Origin of the sequence: Pseudoalteromonas sp. NZS71, assembly GCF_015864715.1 — a bacterium.
GTDB lineage: Bacteria > Pseudomonadota > Gammaproteobacteria > Enterobacterales > Alteromonadaceae > Pseudoalteromonas > Pseudoalteromonas arctica.
Genome location: NZ_JADYWS010000002.1, coordinates 125,471 through 145,535 on the forward strand (window position 1 = coordinate 125,471; position 20,065 = coordinate 145,535).

Sequence of the window (20,065 nt, forward strand, 5' to 3'; positions counted from 1 at the left end):
ACCAAGCAGTAGCTTAGTGAATGGATAGCGACTTCTACACCGCGTATTTATTACATCGGCGTCCTTATAGTGACTCCCAAGTAATGTTAGATATGCTTGTAGAAGGCGTTGGTCAGTTAAGAATGCTGGCCCGAATTAGTGGTCGCCAGGCCACTAAACATAAAGCACAACTTCAGCCGTTCCAGGCACTCCTTGTTAATTACAGTGGCAAGTACGATTTAAAATATATCAATAAGTTTGAACTGCATGGCAACCCGCACTTTTTAAAAGGTGATGAGCTTTATTGTGGTTTTTATTTGAACGAACTGACTAACCGCATCGTTCCTGTTAATGAGCCAATTGAACAAGTATTCGAGCTATATAAATCTCACCTAGGAAACCTAAACAGCGGAGCCAATTTACAAGAAGTGCTTCGCTCGTACGAATTTCAATTATTGGAATTACTCGGTTATGGCGTGGATTTTAGTTTTGATGCCAGTGGTGAACCAATAGATGAAAAGCAGACGTATAGTTATTTCCCCGAACTTGGTTTTTTAGTACAAGAAGATACGCGTTCTGGATTTAGTGGCAAACAACTCAACGCCATAGCAAATCATGACTTTAGCCAAAGTGATGTGCTATATATAGCAAAGCAATTAAGTCGCTATTTATTAAAACCCTTATTAGGTAGTAAACCATTAAAAAGCCGTGAGCTATTTATGGCCTCTCAATAAACGTAATTTTACAGGTAAGAAAATGAAAGATATTCTTTTGGGTGTAAACGTAGATCATATAGCAACACTTCGTCAAGCGCGTGGAACAAGTTACCCAGATCCAGCCCATGCAGCCAGTGTAGCAGAGCATGCAGGGGCAGACGGTATTACGATTCACTTACGTGAAGACAGACGCCATATTCAAGATCGCGACGTTTATGTGATGGCTAAAACTATCCAAACTCGCATGAATCTTGAAACCGCTGTTACCGACGAAATGATACAGATAGCGCTTGAAGTAAAACCTGAGTACGTGTGTTTAGTACCTGAAAAGCGCGAAGAATTAACAACCGAGGGCGGCTTAGATGTAGCGGGTAATATAGATAAAATTAAAGCCGCAACAAAAACGCTTACCGACGCGGGTATTAAAGTATCGCTATTTATTGATGCAGATAAAGCACAACTAGATGCAGCCAAAGAATGTGGTGCTCCTTATGTAGAAATACACACAGGCGCGTATGCTGATGCAACAAATGATACTGATTTACACAAAGAGTTAGAGCATATTCGTGAAGGTGTTAAATACGCAGCAAGCTTAGGTTTGATTGTTAACGCTGGCCATGGTCTTCATTATCATAACGTTAAACCCATTGCCGCGATGCCTGAGATTTATGAGCTAAATATTGGCCACGCTATTATTGCTCGTGCAGCGATAGATGGGCTCGATAAAGCCGTACGCGACATGAAACGATTAATGATTGAAGCAAGAATGTAATACCAATCCGCAATAATACTTAATCAATTTGAGGGATTAAATCTGACGCTAACTGCGTTAAAAATTTCTGATATAGAACAACTAAATAACGAAATTTTTGCCTGGTTATCAACACGATTTTCTCACCTCAGAATAGATCACTTAATTAAGCGAATTGGTATAATACCTGCCAATATAAGTATTTAAAAAGCTTAATTAAAAAAACGCGGTTAATGCCGCGTTTTTTTGTATCTAAAATTCAAAGCTTATCTTTGTAGCTCAGTTACGCTTGCATCAGCAAGTAAGTTTTCAAGCTCGTCCTGTAACTCAAATAATTCAGGTTCAATATTCTCTAACAAGCATTTATTTTTAAGTGATGTTTCAATTGTTTCTGCGAGTGATTTAAGTTTAGGTACACCAGTGTAGCAACATGCGCCATGAAACTTGTGGACAATACTTAAGACTTGCTGACAATCATTACTCTCTATCGCTTTAGCAAGCAATGTAAGAGTTTCAGGGACGCTTAGAAGTAGCATATTAAGCATCTCTAGTGCTAACTCGCTCTTTCCGCCAGCACGCTGCAGGGCTTGTGCCCAATCAATTCGACTACTTTGAAATGGTGCAGGACTTTGTGGTGTATCTGTTTTAGCTTTATCGCGATTAACTGGGGTCTGTGGACTATGGTCGCTAATAATTTGTTTAAGCATATCTTCATCAATAGGCTTAGTTAAATAGCCTTTAAAGCCATCTTTTAGTAGTTGCTCTTTTTCGCTTTGAAGGGCGTGTGCCGTTACAGCGATAATGGGTGTATCTTCATTAAGTGATGATTCTTGTATAAGCTTGCATGCGGTTATACCGTCCATAATTGGCATCTGAATATCCATAAAAATTATGTCGTATTTATGACTTTTACTTAAGCTGTATGCTTGTGAACCATTATGTGCCGTTTCTATTACTTCAATCTGCTCACTTAATAAAGTATGGAGAAGTTTTAAGTTGGCATCGTTATCATCAACAACCAATACTTTTAACGGCAGCAAAGCTTGATCGTTTTGTTCAATATTATGAGTAGGGTGGTCAAGCCTGTAAGGTGCAGCAAGTACTTCACATAACTTACGGTGATTAAGTGGTTTACTTAAACACGCATCAGCACCGCTACCTATAAAGGCTTCTCGCATATTGTGCGATACAGTATTAAGCATTAAATATAAGTAATCAGTAGATTCACGCACGGCTTTTACATAGCTTTTTAGTTGCTGCATATCATCAACTGATGCCATATGGCCAATTAAGCAAACATCATATTTATGTTCAGTATTTTTTATAGCGTCTAAAAAGCTAGTCTCGTTAAAACATGCCGTTACGCTTGATTCCCACTGAGTCAATAACGAAAGTACAGCGTGATGTGTATGCTCGTGTGGCTCTAAATACAAAATACGCTTACCAATGAGCGATTTAGTCGGTAAGTCGTTAGTAAATACATGATTGGGCAAACTAAACACACTATTGAATGTAAAACAGGTACCGTTACCTGGTGCAGAGTTTAATGTTATGCGGCCATTCATCGCTTCAACAATATGCTTAGTAATAATGAGACCAAGACCTGTACCACCAAACTTACGTGTAATGCTTGAGTCTGCTTGCCCAAATGGCGTAAATAAAGAGTCTTGCTTATCCATAGGTATACCCACGCCAGTATCTGTTACTGACACAAGTAAAGAAGTACGTTCGTCATCGAGTAACCGATGGCTTATGTCGACTTTAATGGAGCCTTTTTCAGTAAATTTAATCGCATTACTTAATAGATTTATTAGCACTTGTTTAAAGCGAGTGGGATCGCCCGTTAAGTCATCTGGTACTTGTTGGTTAATGTAAATGGATAGCTCTAATTGCTTATCGTGTGCGCTAGGAGCGAGTAGTGTCATCACTTCATTTACAGCATCACGAAGTTGAAACTGAATCGACTCAAGTTCCATTGCACCCGCTTCTAGTTTGGAGAAGTCTAGAATGTCGCTAATAATAGTCATTAAACTATTTGCTGATAGCATAATAGTATCGAGATAATCTTTTTGATGTTTATTCAGCGGTGTTTTATAAAGCTGGCGTGTAAATCCAATAACACCATTTAACGGAGTACGAAGTTCGTGACTCATTTTAGCTAAAAAGTCTGATTTTACGCGGTTAGCATCTTGAGCTTCTTTTTTTGCAAATGAGAGCTCTATATTTGAAGTTTCGTATTGCTCTAGTGTTTCGCGGTAGTCGCTAGTTGCTTGGTCAATATTTTTTTGCATTTCATCTTTTTGCATCACCATAGTGTGAGCAATGGTATTTAAGCCTTCTCGCAATAGCTCAAATTCACCTATCATGTTGTCGTTAAGGCCTGTACTTCTTTTACCTTCGACTAACTTGTCGGTTGCAAGTACTAACTTATTAAGCGGCGTCATAAACATGCGGCTTAACCTTAAAGCTAAAATTGCTGCAAACACCAATGATAAAATAATTACAATACCGCTAATTAATAAAGCACGTTGCTGCCCTATAACCGCTTGGTCTTTGTTTAGCTGTATAATAACGGTGCCCAGAGATGACTGAAAAGCAGATGGATCCCATTTAGAGTCGTGACTTGTATGGTTAATAATGGGCGTGAAGAATGTAACAAGCTCATCTGACTTTTGCACGTGGGTCGTTTTTAAATTTATGAGCGTCTTTTGATTAATTAATTTTTCAAATGAGCGGTGATAATTACTCGTCATTAATAGCGCATTATTTTTATCAAAAATTGCAATCGACTTAATTGTAGGGGAGTGCTTGTTATGTGTGTAGCTTATAAGGCGATTCAATAGCTGTTTGTTTTTTTCGAGCATGGGTTGCTCAAGTGCAATAGCAAGGGGCTCAGAAATAGTAGTACCTTGCTGATATAAAATTTCATCAAGCTCAATGTAACGATTTATTGTAAAATAGCCACCAAGTAGTAATCCTATGATCACCGTTGGGATCAGGGTCAGTGTTAAAACAGAATCGCGTAAGCCTAATTTGGTCATAATGGGAGCGTTTTATCGTTATTAGTATGATTTGAGTATATACGGTTCAACACGCATTCTAAAGCATCTAAATATAGGTGCTTCATAAATAAACTGAAGGTAATGCCTAATGGCGCAAATTTTTAAAGCGAAAAAAAAACCGCTTAAGCAACAAACATTAGAATTAAATATAACGGGAATGGATCATCAAGGGCGTGGCATTGCTAAGCATAATAATAAAGTATGCTTTGTAAGCGGTGCATTACCAAATGAAACAGTTAAAGCAATGCTCGTCGAAGATAAAGCTAAATACAGCAGTGCAAAAGTAATTAAAGTTATTAAAGCGAGTGAATCAAGAGTAGACGCTTTTTGTGAGCACTATAATCAGTGTGGTGGCTGCCAATTACAGCATTTAGAAGTAAGCCAACAAGTTGTAGAAAAACAAACTGCAGTTACTCAGCTATTTAGTAAGTTTGCTAAATTAAACAGCTTAAACTGGCAAGCTCCATTATTAAGTAAGTCTGTGCATTACAGGCGCAGCGCTCGCATAGCCGTTATGTTTGATAAAGCAGCAAAAAAAATGCGTGTGGGTTACAGAGCCAGTGGTTCAAAAAATATTGTCAGTATTAATAAATGTGCAGTACTTGATGAAGTATTTGCAGATGTTTTTACACTTTTTGATGGTTTAATTAATCAACACAAAGCGCTGCACAGTATAAGCCATTTACAGTTATGCCAAAGTGATGAGAAAAACTTTGTTGTTATTCGTCACACTAAAGCAATTAACGATGATACAAAGGCTTTGGTTGTGCACATAACAAAAAGCCAACAGTTTGAAGTTGTATGGCAAAGCGAGAGCGATGTAATTGAGCATTCACACTTAGCCATGCCGTTTTATTATCTTAAAGAGTTTGATCTAAAATTTGAATTTGGTTTAGGTAATTTTATTCAGGTAAATGCGCAAGTTAACGAAGCTATGTTAAAGCAAGCCGCAAATTGGCTTGATTTAAAAGGTGATGAAAATTTATTGGATTTATTTTGTGGCATTGGTAATTTCTCATTAGTGTTGGCAAAACAAGCAAAATCTGTAATTGGCGTAGAAGGTGTGACTTCAGCGGTTGCAATGGCTGCTCAAAATGCGCAAACTAACTCTATTACCAATGCGCAGTTTCATTGCTTTGATTTAACTCAAAGCATACAGAGCGCCACATGGTTTAGTAAAAACTTAGATGTGCTTGTACTCGATCCATCTAGGACTGGTGCGATGGCTGTATTAGAGCAATTATCTTTAAAGCAGTTTAAAACTATTTTATATGTCTCTTGTGACCCTGTTACTTTAGCCCGTGACAGCGCAATTATTTCACAAGCTGGCTTTGATCTTAATAAAATTGGGCTAATGAATATGTTCCCTCATACAGGGCATATTGAAACTATGGCGTTATTTCAACGGAGGTAGAACGCATTATGGTAGCTACACGACAATCACATCAACAAGATGAGACAACAGATTTTAGCACTCGGCTTTCATTTCTTGCCTTGTCTGAAGAAAAAACAGAGCTACTTACTAAAGCGCAAGCGCTCTGCGTAAAATGTGATAATGAAAGCAGGCAAACTACTGCAATCGAAATGGTTGAAATTTTAGCTGAGCTAAATCTCGACCCCGAATCGTTAGCTACTGCGTATTTAACCCCGTATTTTTTAAACGATTTAATATCATTAGAAACCATAGAAGAGCAGCTTGGTAGTAATATAGCCATGCTGTTAACTGGGGTTGCACAAATGGCCACTATTAGTACTTTATCGCATCAAGGTAAAGGAACTATGCAAGTTGATAATATTCGAAAAATGTTATTAACCATGGTTGAAGATGTGCGCGCCGTGGTCATTAAGCTTGCCGAGCAGGTATGTCATTTACGTAATGTAAAAAATGCGGATGAAGAAGACCGCGTCATTGCCGCTAAAGAAACGGCTGATATTTTTGCACCATTGGCAAACAGATTAGGAATAGGGCAATTAAAGTGGGAACTGGAAGATTTATCGTTTAGATATTTGCACCCAGGCACCTATAAAAGCATAGCCAAACAACTTGACGACAAACGTCTTACGCGCGAAGCCTATATGGAAGATATGGTTGAGCAAGTAAAAAACCGTTTAAGTGAAGCGGGCATAGAGGCCCAAGTTTATGGCCGCCCCAAGCACATTTACAGCATTTATAAAAAAATGCAGCAAAAAAACTACGAGTTTGATCAGCTTTTTGATATTCGTGCAATGCGTATCGTTGTTGAACGCCTACAAGATTGTTATGGAGCGCTGGGTATTGTGCACACCAATTGGCGTCATCTTAATAAAGAGTTTGACGACTATGTAGCAACCCCAAAACAAAACGGCTATCAGTCAATCCATACCGTGGTATTTGGGCCTGAAGGTAAAACAGTAGAAATACAAATTCGTACCAGCGATATGCATCAAGATGCTGAGTTGGGTGTGGCTGCACACTGGATGTACAAAGAAGGTGCATTACCGGGACGCGGCTCGGGTTATGAGCAAAAAATTAGCTGGCTACGTAAGTTACTCCAATGGCAAGAAGAAGTAGTCGATGGTGGCGATTTAGCAGAAGAGCTTAAAAACCAAGTAGTAGAAGACCGCGTATACATATTTACCCCAAGCGGCGATATTATCGATTTACCACTTGGCGCTACACCACTTGATTTTGCTTACTACATTCATTCAAATGTGGGGCATCGTTGTATTGGTGCAAAAATATTTGGCAAAATAGTGCCGTTTACGCATCAACTTACAACTGGGGATCAGGTAGAAATACTGACCCAAAAACAACCAAATCCAAGTCGTGATTGGTTAAACCCGTCATTAGGATACATTAAGTCATCGCGCGCTAGAGCCAAAATTCATCACTGGTTTAAACAGCTCGATCGCGACAAAAACTTAAGTGCGGGTAAAGAAATTCTCGACAGTGAATTACAAAAGCTTAATTTAACATACAAAGATTTAGAGCCAGCCATTAAGCGTTTTAACTTTAAAGAACTTGATGACTTAATGGTTGCAATTGGTGCGGGCGATGTACGCCTCAATCAAATGCTTAACTTTGTAAGTGATCGGAGAGAAGATGAACCGGTTATTCGTATTAAAGCGCCTAGCAAAGTAACCGGTGACAAAAACGGCATAGTGGTTGATGGCGTTGGTAGCTTAATGAGCCATGTAGCCAAATGCTGTCGTCCTGTACCTGGCGATGAAATAATAGGTTATATAACGCAAGGTCGAGGGATAGGTGTTCATAAGGAAGACTGTGATTCGTTTAATAACTTAAAAAATCAGCATCCAGAGCGTGTTATTTCGGTAAGTTGGTCTGATGATATCAACGGCTCGTACGCACTAAGTATTAAAATAGAAGCCACCGATCGTTCAGGGCTAATACGCGATATAAGCTCAGTACTTGCTAACGAAAAAGTAAATGTTTTAAACATGAACGTCAATACGGTTGAAGATAATCAGTTAGCTATATTTACGATGCAAATAGAAGTACATGACTTATCGGGTACTAACCGTGTTCTTTCTAAGTTACACCAAATTGAAGGTGTACACGATGCCAAGCGTGGTCATTAATCATGAATGATAATGCAGCGCTTACACAACTTCTTAGCATAATGAAAACACTGCGAGATCCCAAGGGCGGTTGTCCGTGGGATCTCAAACAAGATTTTAAATCTATTGTGCCGCATACACTAGAAGAAGCGTACGAAGTTGCCGATTGTATTGAGTCAGGCAACTTAGGTGAGCTTAAAGGTGAATTGGGTGATTTGTTATTTCAAATTGTTTTTTATGCGCAGCTTGCACAAGAGCAAAATCTATTTGATTTTAATGATCTAGTAGAGCAATTAAACGATAAGCTTACCCGTCGTCACCCGCATGTATTTGGCGATAAAAAAGAGCTAACAGACGAGCAGCTATCACAGCAGTGGCAAACAATCAAAGCACAAGAACGCAGTGCTAGAGCGCAAACAGAATCATCTTCTTTTTGGCAAGATATTCCTGCAAATATGCCAAGTTTAAGTAAAGCTAAAAAAATTCAACAACGCGTTGCCGTACTTGGTTTCGATTGGCCAACGTATCATGGTGCACTTGATAAAGTGAGCGAAGAAGTGCTTGAAGTAAAAGAAGCGATTGAGCAAGACCCGTTATCTGATCATACAGCGGAAGAGCTCGGCGACTTACTTTTTGCCACTGTTAATGTTGTACGCCATGTTAAACGAGATCCCGAACAACTGCTTCGTAGCGCTAATGATAAGTTTTCAGCGCGTTTTGAAAAGGTAAACGCCTATTTGCATGCGCAAGGTAAAAGCTTAGATACAGCAACCTTTGAAGAAATGGACAGTGCATGGGATGCGATTAAAAAAGTAAAATAGGCTTAATGTTAAATAGTGCACATTTTTTGTGCGCGCATTAGCTAATTTTAGCTGGATTGATAAGCAGTGTTTTGGTACAATTTCGCCCCGTCTTGATGATATACCCTTAGGCTCTTCTTTGGGTGTTATATTCCTTTTAATTCCTGATATTCTAGGGTTCGCATGAGTACAAAATTTATCTTCGTTACTGGCGGAGTTGTTTCTTCGTTGGGTAAAGGTATTGCCGCAGCTTCACTGGCCGCTATTTTAGAAGCCCGTGGTTTAAATGTTACCATTTTAAAGCTGGATCCTTACATCAACGTTGACCCAGGCACAATGAGCCCAATTCAACACGGTGAAGTTTACGTTACAGAAGACGGCGCAGAAACTGACCTTGATTTAGGTCACTACGAGCGTTTTATTCGTACCAAAATGACTAGTCGTAATAACTTCACACAAGGCCGTGTATATGAAGACGTATTACGTCGTGAGCGCCGTGGTGAATACCTAGGCGCTACTATTCAGGTTATTCCACATATCACTAACGATATTAAGCAACGTGTATACGACGGTGCTGAAGGTTATGATATTGCTATTGTAGAAATTGGCGGCACTGTAGGTGATATAGAATCACAACCGTTTATTGAAGCAATTCGTCAGATGGGAACTGAAATTGGCCGCGAACGCGCGCTATTTATTCACTTAACGTTAGTGCCATTTTTAGGCCCTGCAGGTGAAGTTAAAACGAAACCAACTCAGCACTCTGTTAAAGAGTTACGCTCAGTAGGTATTCAGCCAGATATTCTTATTTGTCGTTCAGACCGTAAACTACCTAATAATGAGCGTGCAAAAATCTCATTATTCACAAACGTAGAAGAAAAAGCGGTTATTTCATTACCTGACGTAGACAGCATTTATAAAATTCCAGCGCTATTAAAAACGCAAGAATTAGATAACTTCGTATGTCGTCGTTTTCACTTAGATCCACCAGAAGCTGATTTAGCTGAGTGGGAACAAGTACTTTATCAAGAGTCTAACCCAACGGGTGAAGTGACAATTGGTATGGTTGGTAAATACACTGAATTACCAGATGCGTACAAATCGGTTAACGAAGCATTAAAGCATGCGGGCCTTAAAAACCGTTTAACAATTAATATTCAATACGTAGATTCACAAGATTTAGAAAACAAAGGTGTTGAATTACTTTCACACTTAGATGCTATTTTAGTACCGGGTGGATTTGGCGGACGTGGTGTTGAGGGTAAAATCTTAGCGGCTAAATACGCACGTGAAAATAAAGTACCATACCTAGGTATTTGTTTAGGTATGCAAGTAGCATTAATTGAATATGCACGTAATGTTGCAGGTTTAACGGATGCAAACTCTACAGAGTTTAATGCAAATTCAGAAGCACCAGTAGTTGGCTTAATTACTGAATGGCTAGATGCTGAAGGTAATGTTGAAACACGTAGCGAAAAATCTGATTTAGGTGGCACTATGCGTTTAGGCGCACAAAAATGTCATTTAACACCAGGTTCTAAAGTACGCGAAGTATATGGCAGCGACGAAATAGTTGAACGCCATCGTCATCGCTACGAAGTAAATAATAACTTTGTAGAAATACTTGAAAAAGCAGGCTTAAGCTTTACTGGTTTATCAGAAGATAAAAAACTGGTAGAAATTATCGAAAATAAAGATCACCCATGGTTTATTGCCGCGCAGTTCCACCCGGAATTCACGTCAACTCCACGTGATGGTCATCCGTTATTTGAAGGGTTTGTAGCAGCCGCGCATATCCACCAAAAAGCGAATTCGTAATTTTAAAAGCCGTGCATATTGCACGGCTTTTTTGTTTTAAGGGCTGACTAAGCTATATAAAACGTAGTAAAGTTAGCTGAACTCACCATTTTGGGAATATAGAGGAATCAAGATGTCAGAAATCGTAAAAGTAATCGGTCGCGAAATTATGGACTCGCGTGGTAATCCAACTGTTGAAGCAGACGTACATTTAGCAGATGGCTCTTGGGGTCGTGCAGCAGCACCTTCAGGCGCATCTACTGGTACTCGTGAAGCATTAGAGTTACGCGACGGTGATAAATCACGTTACTTAGGTAAAGGTGTATTAAAAGCAGTTGGTTATATCAATAACGAAATTGCTGATGCTTTAAAAGGCCAAAGTGCATTAGATCAAAGCGCTGTAGATAAAGTGATGCTAGATTTAGACGGTACCGAAAATAAAGAAAAATTAGGTGCAAACGCAATCTTAGCTGTATCACTAGCAACTGCGAAAGCAGCTGCACAGTCTAAAAAAGTTGAGCTTTATGAACATATCGCTGACTTAAACGGCACGCCAGGTGTTTACTCTATGCCACTTCCAATGATGAACATCATCAATGGTGGTGAACATGCAGATAACTCTGTAGATATTCAAGAATTCATGATCCAACCTGTTGGCGCTAAAAACTTCCGCGAAGGCCTACGTATGGGTGCTGAAGTATTCCATAGCCTTGCTAAAGTACTTAAAGCTGATGGTCATTCAACAGCGGTTGGCGATGAAGGTGGTTTTGCACCTAACCTTGCATCTAACGAAGCGGCTCTTGCAGCAATTAAAGTCGCTGTTGCAAACGCAGGTTACGAGCTAGGTAAAGATATTACTTTAGCGATGGATTGTGCTGCATCTGAGTTCTACGACAAAGAAGCAAACATCTACGACCTTAAGGGTGAAGGCAAAAAATTCACTTCTGAAGAATTTAACTTCTTCTTACAAGATCTTACTAATCAGTACCCAATCGTTTCTATTGAAGATGGTCTTGATGAGTCTGATTGGGATGGCTTTGCACATCAAACTAAACTAATGGGTGATAAAATCCAATTAGTAGGTGATGATTTATTTGTAACAAATACTAAGATTTTAAAACGTGGTATCGACAACGGTATTGCTAACTCAATCTTAATTAAGTTTAACCAAATCGGTTCTTTAACTGAAACTTTAGCTGCAATAAAAATGGCTAAAGACGCTGGTTTTACTGTTGTTATTTCTCACCGTTCTGGTGAAACTGAAGATTCAACAATTGCTGATTTAGCTGTTGGTACTGCTGCAGGTCAAATTAAAACAGGTTCATTGAGCCGTTCTGACCGTGTTGCAAAGTACAACCAATTGCTACGTATTGAAGAGCAATTAGGTGATAAAGCACCGTACAACGGTCTTAAAGAAGTTAAAGGTCAGTAATTCTATTTTATATAGAATCTAATTTTTAATTTTAGATGATAAAATCCTCGCACAAGCGGGGATTTTTTATGCCTGATACTTTTATTCAAAGAGATGAGAATAAGTTGTAGCGTTAAGCTGCTGGCGCGCGCACGTAGTGCGAAAAGAGGGTACCCACAAAAATGGCTCAACAATTAATATTTTATAACACAGTTAAAGCTGAAACTGCTGCTTTAAAATATCACCTGTAAAACTGGTTTTTAAGTAAAAGCCACGGGGTAGGGTTTTAATTATTTGCCCATTTGGACCAATAGCATCAGTCACTATTTTGCTATGAGCTGCTTTAGGGCGTATTTGCATCGCATCGCCTAAATGGCCTGATATTTCGTCGACTCTACCTAGCGCAATTAGCTCCATTTGCTCTTCCCAGTCGCGCTGTAATAAAGCGTCCTGTTCAGGTGAGGGTTGCCACAAAAAGCCGCTGCCGATGGTTCTATCAAACGGGGCAATATCACGTTCGCTTAAAATTGGCAGCCATAAAACATGATTTAGTTTTTTACGTACAGAGCTGGTATGCCAAGTCATTCCTGTAACGTTCATTAAAGGTGTAACCGATACAAACGTAGTTTCCAGTGGCCTACCTTTATAGGAAATAGGGAGTGTTTTTAGCTCAATTCCTAAATCTTCAAAATCCGGAAGTGGTTTTGAGCCCGCAGTAGCACCTAGTACGTATTCAATTAACTGACCAGTCCAACCTTTTTCGCGCAGTAAATCATCCGGCGTTTTAAAATTATACTTGTTAGCAAGCTGCCCTAGAGTTAATCCGGCAATATTATTAACGCGTTGCATTAAATCGTTAATTGAGTGTGGTTTTGTAGGTCGCATGTCATGCCAATTTTATTAAAATATGAATATTATAGAGGTTTATCAACTCACTAACTACGTTGAAATTACTTATGCGGAGAAGCTGCATATGATAGTTTTTTGTTATTGAGCTACTTTTTATTGCGATTATAAATATCAATTCAACGTAATTGGTATTCTTAATTTCGGTTGTATAAATATCATAGCCATGATAGCAAATAGGCTAAGCCGTGGATATCTCTAGGGTTGTGTGTTTTTTGCTCGCTTGTTGTTTGTGTTAATTTTGAACATATTGAAATTAAGCTGCTTTACTTTAAGTTACTGACTCAGTTGGTTTTTTTAATGTTGTACATTCAGTTTTGATTAAGCAATTTAAAAGTTGTAAGGATAAATACAACTATATGAACATGTTTATCCACAGAATCTGTGGAGAAGCCAAGTTTTTAGATCTAATATTGTGGATTTGTTTGCAAAATGAGCGTGTTTTACAAAAGTTATGCACAAACTGTGAGTAACTAGAGGAAAACAAGAACCGCAATAGCCTTGTTAAGTTATTTTCCAAATATTTACCCACTCTCCATAATTTATCAATGTACTAAAAGCTCAAACTTAGCTTACTAATCGGGTTGGGTATAATAGTATTTGCCGTATTGCGGCTAATGTGGAACAATCATTAAAAATCGACTTACAAATGAGGCACTAAGGTGATTGATGCCGAAGGTTTTCGTGCCAATGTAGGAATTGTGATTTGCAATAATCAGGGACAGGTTTTTTGGGCCAGACGTTATGGTCAACACTCTTGGCAATTTCCCCAAGGTGGTGTTGATGATGGCGAAACTGCAGAACAAACCATGTACCGTGAATTACACGAAGAAGTAGGGTTGCGACCAGAAGATGTAGAAATAGTCGCAAGCTCAAAACATTGGTTACGCTATAAATTACCCAAACGATTAATCCGCCGAGACTCTAGTCCGGTGTGTATTGGGCAAAAACAAAAATGGTTTTTACTAAAATTACGCTGTAAAGACGAAGATGTAAATTTACTTAAAACCCATCATCCTGAATTTGATGATTGGCGCTGGGTAAGTTATTGGTATCCTGTAAGACAGGTTGTATCGTTTAAACGGGATGTTTATCGACGTGTAATGAAAGAGTTTGCTCCTTTCGCCATGCCTTTTAATAAGAGAGAACAACATAAAGATCATTGGCGAAGTAAAAGGTAGTTAATTCAGAATAAAATAAAGGAGCAGGACATGCTGGCTACACTGAGATCTATTGCGGAGTCTGTATCGCGACAAGCGAATTTAGACAGCGCATTAGTGTGCTTTGTGCAAATGGTTAAAGATGCCATGAAAACCCAGTGCTGCTCCATTTATTTTGCAGATTACAGCCAAGACAATTTTGTACTTATGGCTACCGAAGGGTTAAATCCTGATGCGGTGGGTAAGTTTAGAATTGGGTTTACCGAAGGCTTAGTGGGCCTAGTAGCGCAACGCGAAGAACCTATTAATATTGCATTTGCTAAATCGCATCCTCGTTTTAAGCTCTCCCCCGAAGTAAACGAAGAAGGCTACAACGCTTTTTTATCTGTACCCGTTGTTCATCAAAAAAAAGTACTGGGCGTTATTGTTGTCCAACAAAAAATGGCACGTGTATTTAGCCAAGACGAAGAGTCGTTTTTAATAACGCTTTCTGCCCAACTTGCGTCACAGTTAGCGCATGCTGAAATTAAAGAAATACTACGCCAAGATGAGTCATCTCATCAAACGTCTGTTTTAAAAGGTGTATCGAGCGCGCCAGGAATAGGTATAGGACAAGCATTTGTTGTATTACCAAAGCTTGATTTTAAATCTATTGAGCTTTTAAAAGACAGTGACGTCACTGAGCAGCGCCGTTTATTTACTCAAGCTGTAGCTGCAACGCGCAAAGAATTTAATACCCTATCTATGACGCTAAGCGATTCTATTCCGCACGAAGCTCTTGCGGTATTTGATGTGTATCAACAACTGCTTGATGCTAAAAGTTTAGGGCATAATGTTGAAATGCAATTACAAGAAGGCTGGTGTGCTAAAAGCGCCCTAAAAATTGTAATAGAGCGTTTAATATCTCAATTTAATGCCATGCAAGACCCTTATATAAAAGAGCGTGCTGTTGACGTTAAAGACATTGGTCTTCGCGTATTACACCATCTTGTAAATACCGAGCACGCTATTAAAAATTATCCGCCCAACACTATTTTAATTGCTAATACCTTAACACCCGCCATGCTTGCTGAAGTGCCAAAAGGTCACTTAACAGGCGTTGTAAGCGTAAATGGTTCTGCAAATAGCCATGCTTCTATATTAACGCGTGCGATGGGCATTCCTGCCATTTGGGGTATAGAGGATTTACCTCTACTGCAGTTTAATGGCAAACCGATGATTTTAGATGCATTTGCTGGGCGTTTATATATATCGCCTTCACAAATGCTGATGGACGAATACACAGAGTTACAGCATCAAGATAACCTACTAAATAACCGCTTTTTAGCTGAGCAAGGCTCTGAATCAATTACGCTTGACGGTGAACATGTTAGCTTATTATTAAACGCAGGCCTTGAGCTTAATACCGAGCAAAGTAGCGCGCATATTTGTGACGGTGTGGGGCTTTATCGAACCGAAGCGTGGTTTATGCAAAAGGGTCAGTTTCCTTCGCAATCAGAGCAAGAAAATTGGTACCGAGAAGTACTAACTAGCTATCATCCTAATCCTGTGGTTATGCGTACATTGGATATTGGGGGCGATAAGGTACTTGATTACTTTAATATTACCGAAGAAAACCCATTTTTAGGTTGGCGTGGTATTCGTATTAGCCTTGATCATCCAGAGTTATTTTTAGATCAACTAAAAGCGATGCTTAAAGCAAATATTGGTTTGGGTAATTTAAAAATAATGCTCCCTATGATCAGTGGCACTGAAGAAGTTGATGAGTCACTTGCGTTATTTGAACAGGCTTATTTTGAGTTAAGTGAAAAATACCCAGAGCAAACCATAGAAAGACCCGACATAGGAATAATGCTGGAAGTACCTTCAAGTGTATTTATGCTTCCAGAGTGGTCAAAAAAAGTCGATTTTTGCTCAGTAGGCAGTAACGATTTAACACAGTATTTATTAGCAGTAGACAGGGCTAACGCACGTGTAGCCGAACTTTTTAACCCTTATCACCCAGGTGTACTAAGAGTACTAAATAAAGTGGCGCATGAATGTGAGCAATATGAACTGCCATTTAGTTTGTGTGGTGAACTAGGCGGCGATCCTGAAGGGGCTATTTTACTTATTGCCATGGGTTACAGACGCCTTAGTATGAACTTATCATCGCTTAATAAAGTGAAGTGGGTACTTAGGCGTTTAAATGTCAGTGACATGGAACAACTACTAAGTGAATGTTTAGCGCAATCCACTGCCAAACAAGTACTACGTTTAACGCGAAGCTTTATGCTAGAGCATAAATTAGGTGATTTGTTTTACACCCCCAAATAAGCTTGTACACCTAATTAATTGCAATACACAGATGCTATTAGTTTTATAATCCTTTAATATATAAACCTTAAAAGGGTATTTGAGATTACTATGTATGACTTAGGTTTGTTAGTCGCAAGCTGCGCACTACTAGGCTGTATTGTTGGGTTTTTAGCTGGGTTACTAGGCATTGGCGGCGGTTTAATTATCGTTCCAGTACTAAGCACTCTGCTACTCTCATTTAATGTAACGTCGGCTGATCATGTATTAGTAATTGCTATTGCAACCTCACTCGCTTCTATTTTATTTACTTCAACGTCTTCAGCGCTGGCTCATCATAAAAATGATAATGTGCCTTGGGCAATCGCCCCGTGGGTTATGTCGGGTGTGGCTTTAGGTGCACTTATTAGTGGCTTTGCAGCAAGTTTAATCCCTGAACAAATATTACGTACAGTGTTTGCTATAAGTGTTGTATTTATTGCAGCAAGAATGGTGCTCTCCGCGCGTAATAAACCGATGTCAGAAAAACCGTTGCCGGCAGGTCCTATTTTAGGGGGCGTTTCTGCAATAATGGGCGGGTTATCAGGTTTAATAGGGATTGGCGGCGGAGCTTTAATAGTACCTATGCTTAATTATTTTTCGGTTGATATAAAAAAAGCAATTGGCTGCGCGGCAGCGTGCGGAATTGTTATTGCATTATTTGGCTCTATTGGTTACATCAGCGCAGGCTGGCATGTTACCGATTTAGAGCATGGTTTTGCCGGGTTTGTTTATTTACCTGCATTATTTGGGATTGTTATTACCTCGTGGTTTGTTGCGCCCATTGGCGCCAAAGCAACTCACTATTTACCTGTTAATACAATTAAGAAAGTTTTCGCGGTGCTGCTTGTAGTTATCGCAATTAAAATGGTTTTTAGCTAAAGGTTTATTTTTTATGGCACTTGAGTTTCCTCAAATTGATCCAATTATTTTTTCTGTTGGACCGCTAAGCGTACGTTGGTATGGCTTAATGTACTTAATAGGTTTTGCATTTGCGATGTGGTTTGCTAATCGTCAAGCGTCAAAGCCAAATTCGGGTTGGACTAAAGACCAAGTAAGCGATTTACTGTTTTACGGCATGTTAGGGGTAATACTAGGTGGGCGTATTGGCTACGTATTGTTTTACCAGTTTAGTTATTTTATAGAAAACCCACTGTATTTATTTAGGATAGATCAGGGCGGTATGTCGTTCCATGGTGGAACACTTGGCGTTATAACCGCCGTCGCAATTTTTTCGTGGACGCGTAAAAAGTCACTGCTTCAAGTAGGCGACTTTGTTGCACCACTTGTTCCTGTAGGGCTTTTAGCAGGGCGTATTGGTAACTTTATAAACGGTGAGTTATGGGGCCGAGTTACCGATGTGCCATGGGCAATGGTATTTCCAACGGGCGGTCCGCTTGCGCGTCACCCATCGCAGTTATACGAGGCATTTTTCGAAGGCTTAGTGCTGTTTTTAATCCTGCAATGGTTTATTAAAAAACCACGTCCAGCAGGCAGCGTAGCTGGTGTATTTTTATTAGGTTACGGCGTGTTTAGATTCTGTATTGAATATTTCCGCCAACCCGATGCACAACTAGGTTTATTTGCCGACTTTATTTCAATGGGACAAATATTGTCACTTCCTATGATAGTGGGTGGTTTAGGTTTATTAATTTGGGCATATAAGCAACCACAACACGTTAAAACAGCTAAGGCATAATAAGAAAAGCATGAAACAATATTTAAAATTATGTCAGCGTATTGTTGACGAAGGTCAGTGGGTCGAAAACAAACGTACAGGTACGCGTTGTTTAACCGTTATTAATGCCGATTTAGAATACGATGTGGCTAATAATAAGTTTCCAATGATCACGACGCGCAAAAGTTACTACAAAGCAGCGATTGCTGAGTTACTAGGATATTTACGCGGTTACGACAGCGCTGAGCAGTTTCGTGAGATTGGCTGTAAAACATGGGATGCCAACGCGAACGATAACAACGCATGGCTTAATAACCCTAACCGTAAAGGTGAGGATGACATGGGGCGTGTTTATGGCGTACAAGGCCGTGGTTGGCAACGTCCAGATGGCTCAACGCTTGATCAGCTTTCCAAAGTTATTGATAACTTAAAAAATGGCATTGATGACCGTGGTGAAATAATCACGTTTTATAATCCAGGTGAGTTTGAGCTTGGTTGTTTGCGCCCGTGTATGCATACGCACACTTTTTCACTACTTGGCGATACGCTATACTTAACGTCATACCAGCGAAGCTGTGATGTACCGCTTGGCCTTAATTTCAATCAAATTCAGTGTTTTGTGTTGCTTGCGTTAGTGGCTCAAATTACCGGCCACAAAGCTGGTAAGGCGTATCATAAAATTGCTAATGCACATATTTACGAAAACCAACTTGAACTGATGCGAGACGTGCAGTTAACGCGTGAGCCATTTGCGTCACCTCAGTTAAAAATTAATCCAAAAATTACATCATTAGAAGACATAGAAACGTGGGTAACACGAGACGACTTTGAAGTAACAGGCTATCAATGCCATGAAGCGATTCAATATCCATTTTCAGTATAATAAAAGATTAAGGAAAACATAAAATGAAAGCAGTGATCCCAGTAGCGGGCCTTGGTACTCGTATGTTACCAGCCACTAAAGCAATTCCTAAAGAAATGCTTCCAGTGGTAGACCGTCCTTTAATTCAATATGTAGTAAACGAAGCCGTTGCTGCAGGAATTAAAGAAATAGTGTTAGTGACGCACTCAAGTAAAAATTCAATCGAAAATCACTTCGATACAAGTTTTGAACTAGAAGCTACTTTAGAAAAGCGTGTTAAGCGGCAATTACTTGCCGAAGTGCAAGCAATCTGCCCTAAAGACGTAACCATTATTCACGTACGCCAAGGTGAAGCAAAAGGCTTAGGCCACGCTATTAGTTGTGCAGCGCCTATTATTGGTAACGAACCGTTTGTAGTTATTTTACCAGATGTAATTATTGATGATGTAGAGAGCGATCTTAAAAAAGATAACTTAGCAGAAATGATCGCTAATTTTGAGAAAACCAAGCACAGTCAAATTATGGTAGAACCAGTACCAATGGCACAAGTTAACCAGTTTGGTGTGGTTGATTTAGGTGATGTTGACTTAAAGCAAGGTGAAAGCTCGCCAATATTTAATATGGTAGAAAAGCCGCCAGTAGATGAAGCTCCATCAAACTTAGCTGTAGTGGGTCGATACGTATTAAGCGAAAATATCTGGCCGTTACTTGCAAAAACTCCGCAAGGTGCAGGCGACGAAATTCAATTAACTGATGCAATTGCGATGTTAATGGAACACGAAAAAGTAGATGCATACGCTATAAAAGGCCGCAGCCACGATTGTGGAAGTAAAATTGGTTACTTAAAGGCAACGATTGAATTTGCACTTCGTCGCGATGAATTTGCCGATGAATTAAAATCATTTATCAAAAAACTGATTTAACAGTTAACGAAAACATGAAAGGCGCCTATATCGGCGCCTTTTTTTATGAGTTTTATCAGGATCAAAATTAGAAAAGGAATAGCTCTAAAATAAAAGTTTTTAAGTCATTACAGACATATTGTTATTTA

Annotated in this window: 15 protein-coding genes; 13 read left to right on the plus strand and 2 right to left on the minus strand. The window is 39.4% G+C overall.

Annotated features, from left to right (window positions below; genetic code table 11):
- Window positions 1-20 precede the first annotated feature (20 nt).
- Entirely contained in the window at window positions 21-713 is a 693-nt protein-coding gene (gene recO / locus I6E85_RS01650; RefSeq protein ID WP_101217574.1) for a DNA repair protein RecO, read from the plus strand.
- A 22-nt stretch (window positions 714-735) separates the two neighbouring features.
- On the plus strand, window positions 736-1,467 hold the full coding sequence (gene pdxJ / locus I6E85_RS01655) for a pyridoxine 5'-phosphate synthase (RefSeq protein WP_007581734.1): 732 nt from the start codon (window positions 736-738) through the stop codon (window positions 1,465-1,467).
- Between the two features lie 245 nt (window positions 1,468-1,712).
- Here pdxJ and barA read toward each other — a convergent pair whose 3' ends face one another.
- On the minus strand, window positions 1,713-4,487 hold the full coding sequence (barA, locus tag I6E85_RS01660; protein ID WP_007583105.1) for a two-component sensor histidine kinase BarA: 2,775 nt from the start codon (window positions 4,485-4,487) through the stop codon (window positions 1,713-1,715).
- Window positions 4,488-4,596: 109 nt separating this feature from the next.
- Between barA and rlmD the strand changes: the two genes are divergently transcribed.
- The 5 genes from rlmD (at window position 4,597) to eno (ending at window position 12,095) form a co-directional block, all read left to right on the plus strand.
- Window positions 4,597-5,922 (plus strand): 23S rRNA (uracil(1939)-C(5))-methyltransferase RlmD, encoded by a 1,326-nt coding sequence (gene rlmD, locus I6E85_RS01665; protein WP_024589997.1) that lies wholly within the window; start codon window positions 4,597-4,599, stop codon window positions 5,920-5,922.
- 8 nt (window positions 5,923-5,930) lie between these two features.
- Window positions 5,931-8,087: a GTP diphosphokinase gene (gene relA / locus I6E85_RS01670; RefSeq protein WP_024589996.1), complete on the plus strand. Its 2,157-nt coding sequence runs from the start codon at window positions 5,931-5,933 to the stop codon at window positions 8,085-8,087.
- 2 nt (window positions 8,088-8,089) lie between these two features.
- Complete coding sequence (gene mazG, locus I6E85_RS01675) at window positions 8,090-8,887, plus strand: nucleoside triphosphate pyrophosphohydrolase (protein WP_024589995.1); 798 nt, start codon at window positions 8,090-8,092, stop codon at window positions 8,885-8,887.
- Between the two features lie 162 nt (window positions 8,888-9,049).
- Window positions 9,050-10,684: a CTP synthase gene (locus tag I6E85_RS01680; RefSeq protein ID WP_010553216.1), complete on the plus strand. Its 1,635-nt coding sequence runs from the start codon at window positions 9,050-9,052 to the stop codon at window positions 10,682-10,684.
- 112 nt (window positions 10,685-10,796) lie between these two features.
- Entirely contained in the window at window positions 10,797-12,095 is a 1,299-nt protein-coding gene (eno, locus tag I6E85_RS01685; protein WP_024589994.1) for a phosphopyruvate hydratase, read from the plus strand.
- Window positions 12,096-12,287: 192 nt separating this feature from the next.
- On the opposite strand, the gene mutH is transcribed toward eno, so the two are convergent.
- A complete protein-coding gene (gene mutH / locus I6E85_RS01690) occupies window positions 12,288-12,959 on the minus strand; it encodes a DNA mismatch repair endonuclease MutH (protein WP_024589993.1) in 672 nt (223 codons plus the stop codon).
- 683 nt (window positions 12,960-13,642) lie between these two features.
- Between mutH and rppH the strand changes: the two genes are divergently transcribed.
- The 6 genes from rppH to galU all read left to right on the plus strand — a co-directional run bounded on the left by rppH (window position 13,643) and on the right by galU (window position 19,937).
- On the plus strand, window positions 13,643-14,161 hold the full coding sequence (gene rppH, locus I6E85_RS01695; RefSeq protein WP_002958704.1) for an RNA pyrophosphohydrolase: 519 nt from the start codon (window positions 13,643-13,645) through the stop codon (window positions 14,159-14,161).
- 30 nt (window positions 14,162-14,191) lie between these two features.
- Window positions 14,192-16,456 (plus strand): phosphoenolpyruvate--protein phosphotransferase, encoded by a 2,265-nt coding sequence (gene ptsP, locus I6E85_RS01700; protein ID WP_024589992.1) that lies wholly within the window; start codon window positions 14,192-14,194, stop codon window positions 16,454-16,456.
- A 90-nt stretch (window positions 16,457-16,546) separates the two neighbouring features.
- Complete coding sequence (locus I6E85_RS01705; protein WP_024589991.1) at window positions 16,547-17,356, plus strand: sulfite exporter TauE/SafE family protein; 810 nt, start codon at window positions 16,547-16,549, stop codon at window positions 17,354-17,356.
- Window positions 17,357-17,369: 13 nt separating this feature from the next.
- Window positions 17,370-18,173 carry a prolipoprotein diacylglyceryl transferase gene (lgt, locus tag I6E85_RS01710; protein WP_007583122.1) on the plus strand — a complete coding sequence of 268 codons (804 nt, stop codon included), beginning with the start codon at window positions 17,370-17,372 and terminating at the stop codon, window positions 18,171-18,173.
- A 10-nt stretch (window positions 18,174-18,183) separates the two neighbouring features.
- The gene (locus I6E85_RS01715; RefSeq protein ID WP_024589990.1) at window positions 18,184-19,035 is read left to right on the plus strand and encodes a thymidylate synthase; all 852 of its coding nucleotides are present in this window, start codon (window positions 18,184-18,186) and stop codon (window positions 19,033-19,035) included.
- Window positions 19,036-19,058: 23 nt separating this feature from the next.
- Entirely contained in the window at window positions 19,059-19,937 is an 879-nt protein-coding gene (gene galU, locus I6E85_RS01720) for a UTP--glucose-1-phosphate uridylyltransferase GalU (protein ID WP_024589989.1), read from the plus strand.
- Window positions 19,938-20,065: the final 128 nt, after the last annotated feature.

Coding starts and splice junctions, on each gene's coding strand:
- recO (WP_101217574.1), top strand. CDS start 21: ATGGATAGCGACTTCTACACCGCGTATTTATTACATCGGCGTCCTTAT.
- pdxJ (WP_007581734.1), top strand. CDS start 736: ATGAAAGATATTCTTTTGGGTGTAAACGTAGATCATATAGCAACACTT.
- barA (WP_007583105.1), bottom strand. CDS start 4,487: ATGACCAAATTAGGCTTACGCGATTCTGTTTTAACACTGACCCTGATC.
- rlmD (WP_024589997.1), top strand. CDS start 4,597: ATGGCGCAAATTTTTAAAGCGAAAAAAAAACCGCTTAAGCAACAAACA.
- relA (WP_024589996.1), top strand. CDS start 5,931: ATGGTAGCTACACGACAATCACATCAACAAGATGAGACAACAGATTTT.
- mazG (WP_024589995.1), top strand. CDS start 8,090: ATGAATGATAATGCAGCGCTTACACAACTTCTTAGCATAATGAAAACA.
- I6E85_RS01680 (WP_010553216.1), top strand. CDS start 9,050: ATGAGTACAAAATTTATCTTCGTTACTGGCGGAGTTGTTTCTTCGTTG.
- eno (WP_024589994.1), top strand. CDS start 10,797: ATGTCAGAAATCGTAAAAGTAATCGGTCGCGAAATTATGGACTCGCGT.
- mutH (WP_024589993.1), bottom strand. CDS start 12,959: ATGCGACCTACAAAACCACACTCAATTAACGATTTAATGCAACGCGTT.
- ptsP (WP_024589992.1), top strand. CDS start 14,192: ATGCTGGCTACACTGAGATCTATTGCGGAGTCTGTATCGCGACAAGCG.
- I6E85_RS01705 (WP_024589991.1), top strand. CDS start 16,547: ATGTATGACTTAGGTTTGTTAGTCGCAAGCTGCGCACTACTAGGCTGT.
- lgt (WP_007583122.1), top strand. CDS start 17,370: ATGGCACTTGAGTTTCCTCAAATTGATCCAATTATTTTTTCTGTTGGA.
- I6E85_RS01715 (WP_024589990.1), top strand. CDS start 18,184: ATGAAACAATATTTAAAATTATGTCAGCGTATTGTTGACGAAGGTCAG.
- galU (WP_024589989.1), top strand. CDS start 19,059: ATGAAAGCAGTGATCCCAGTAGCGGGCCTTGGTACTCGTATGTTACCA.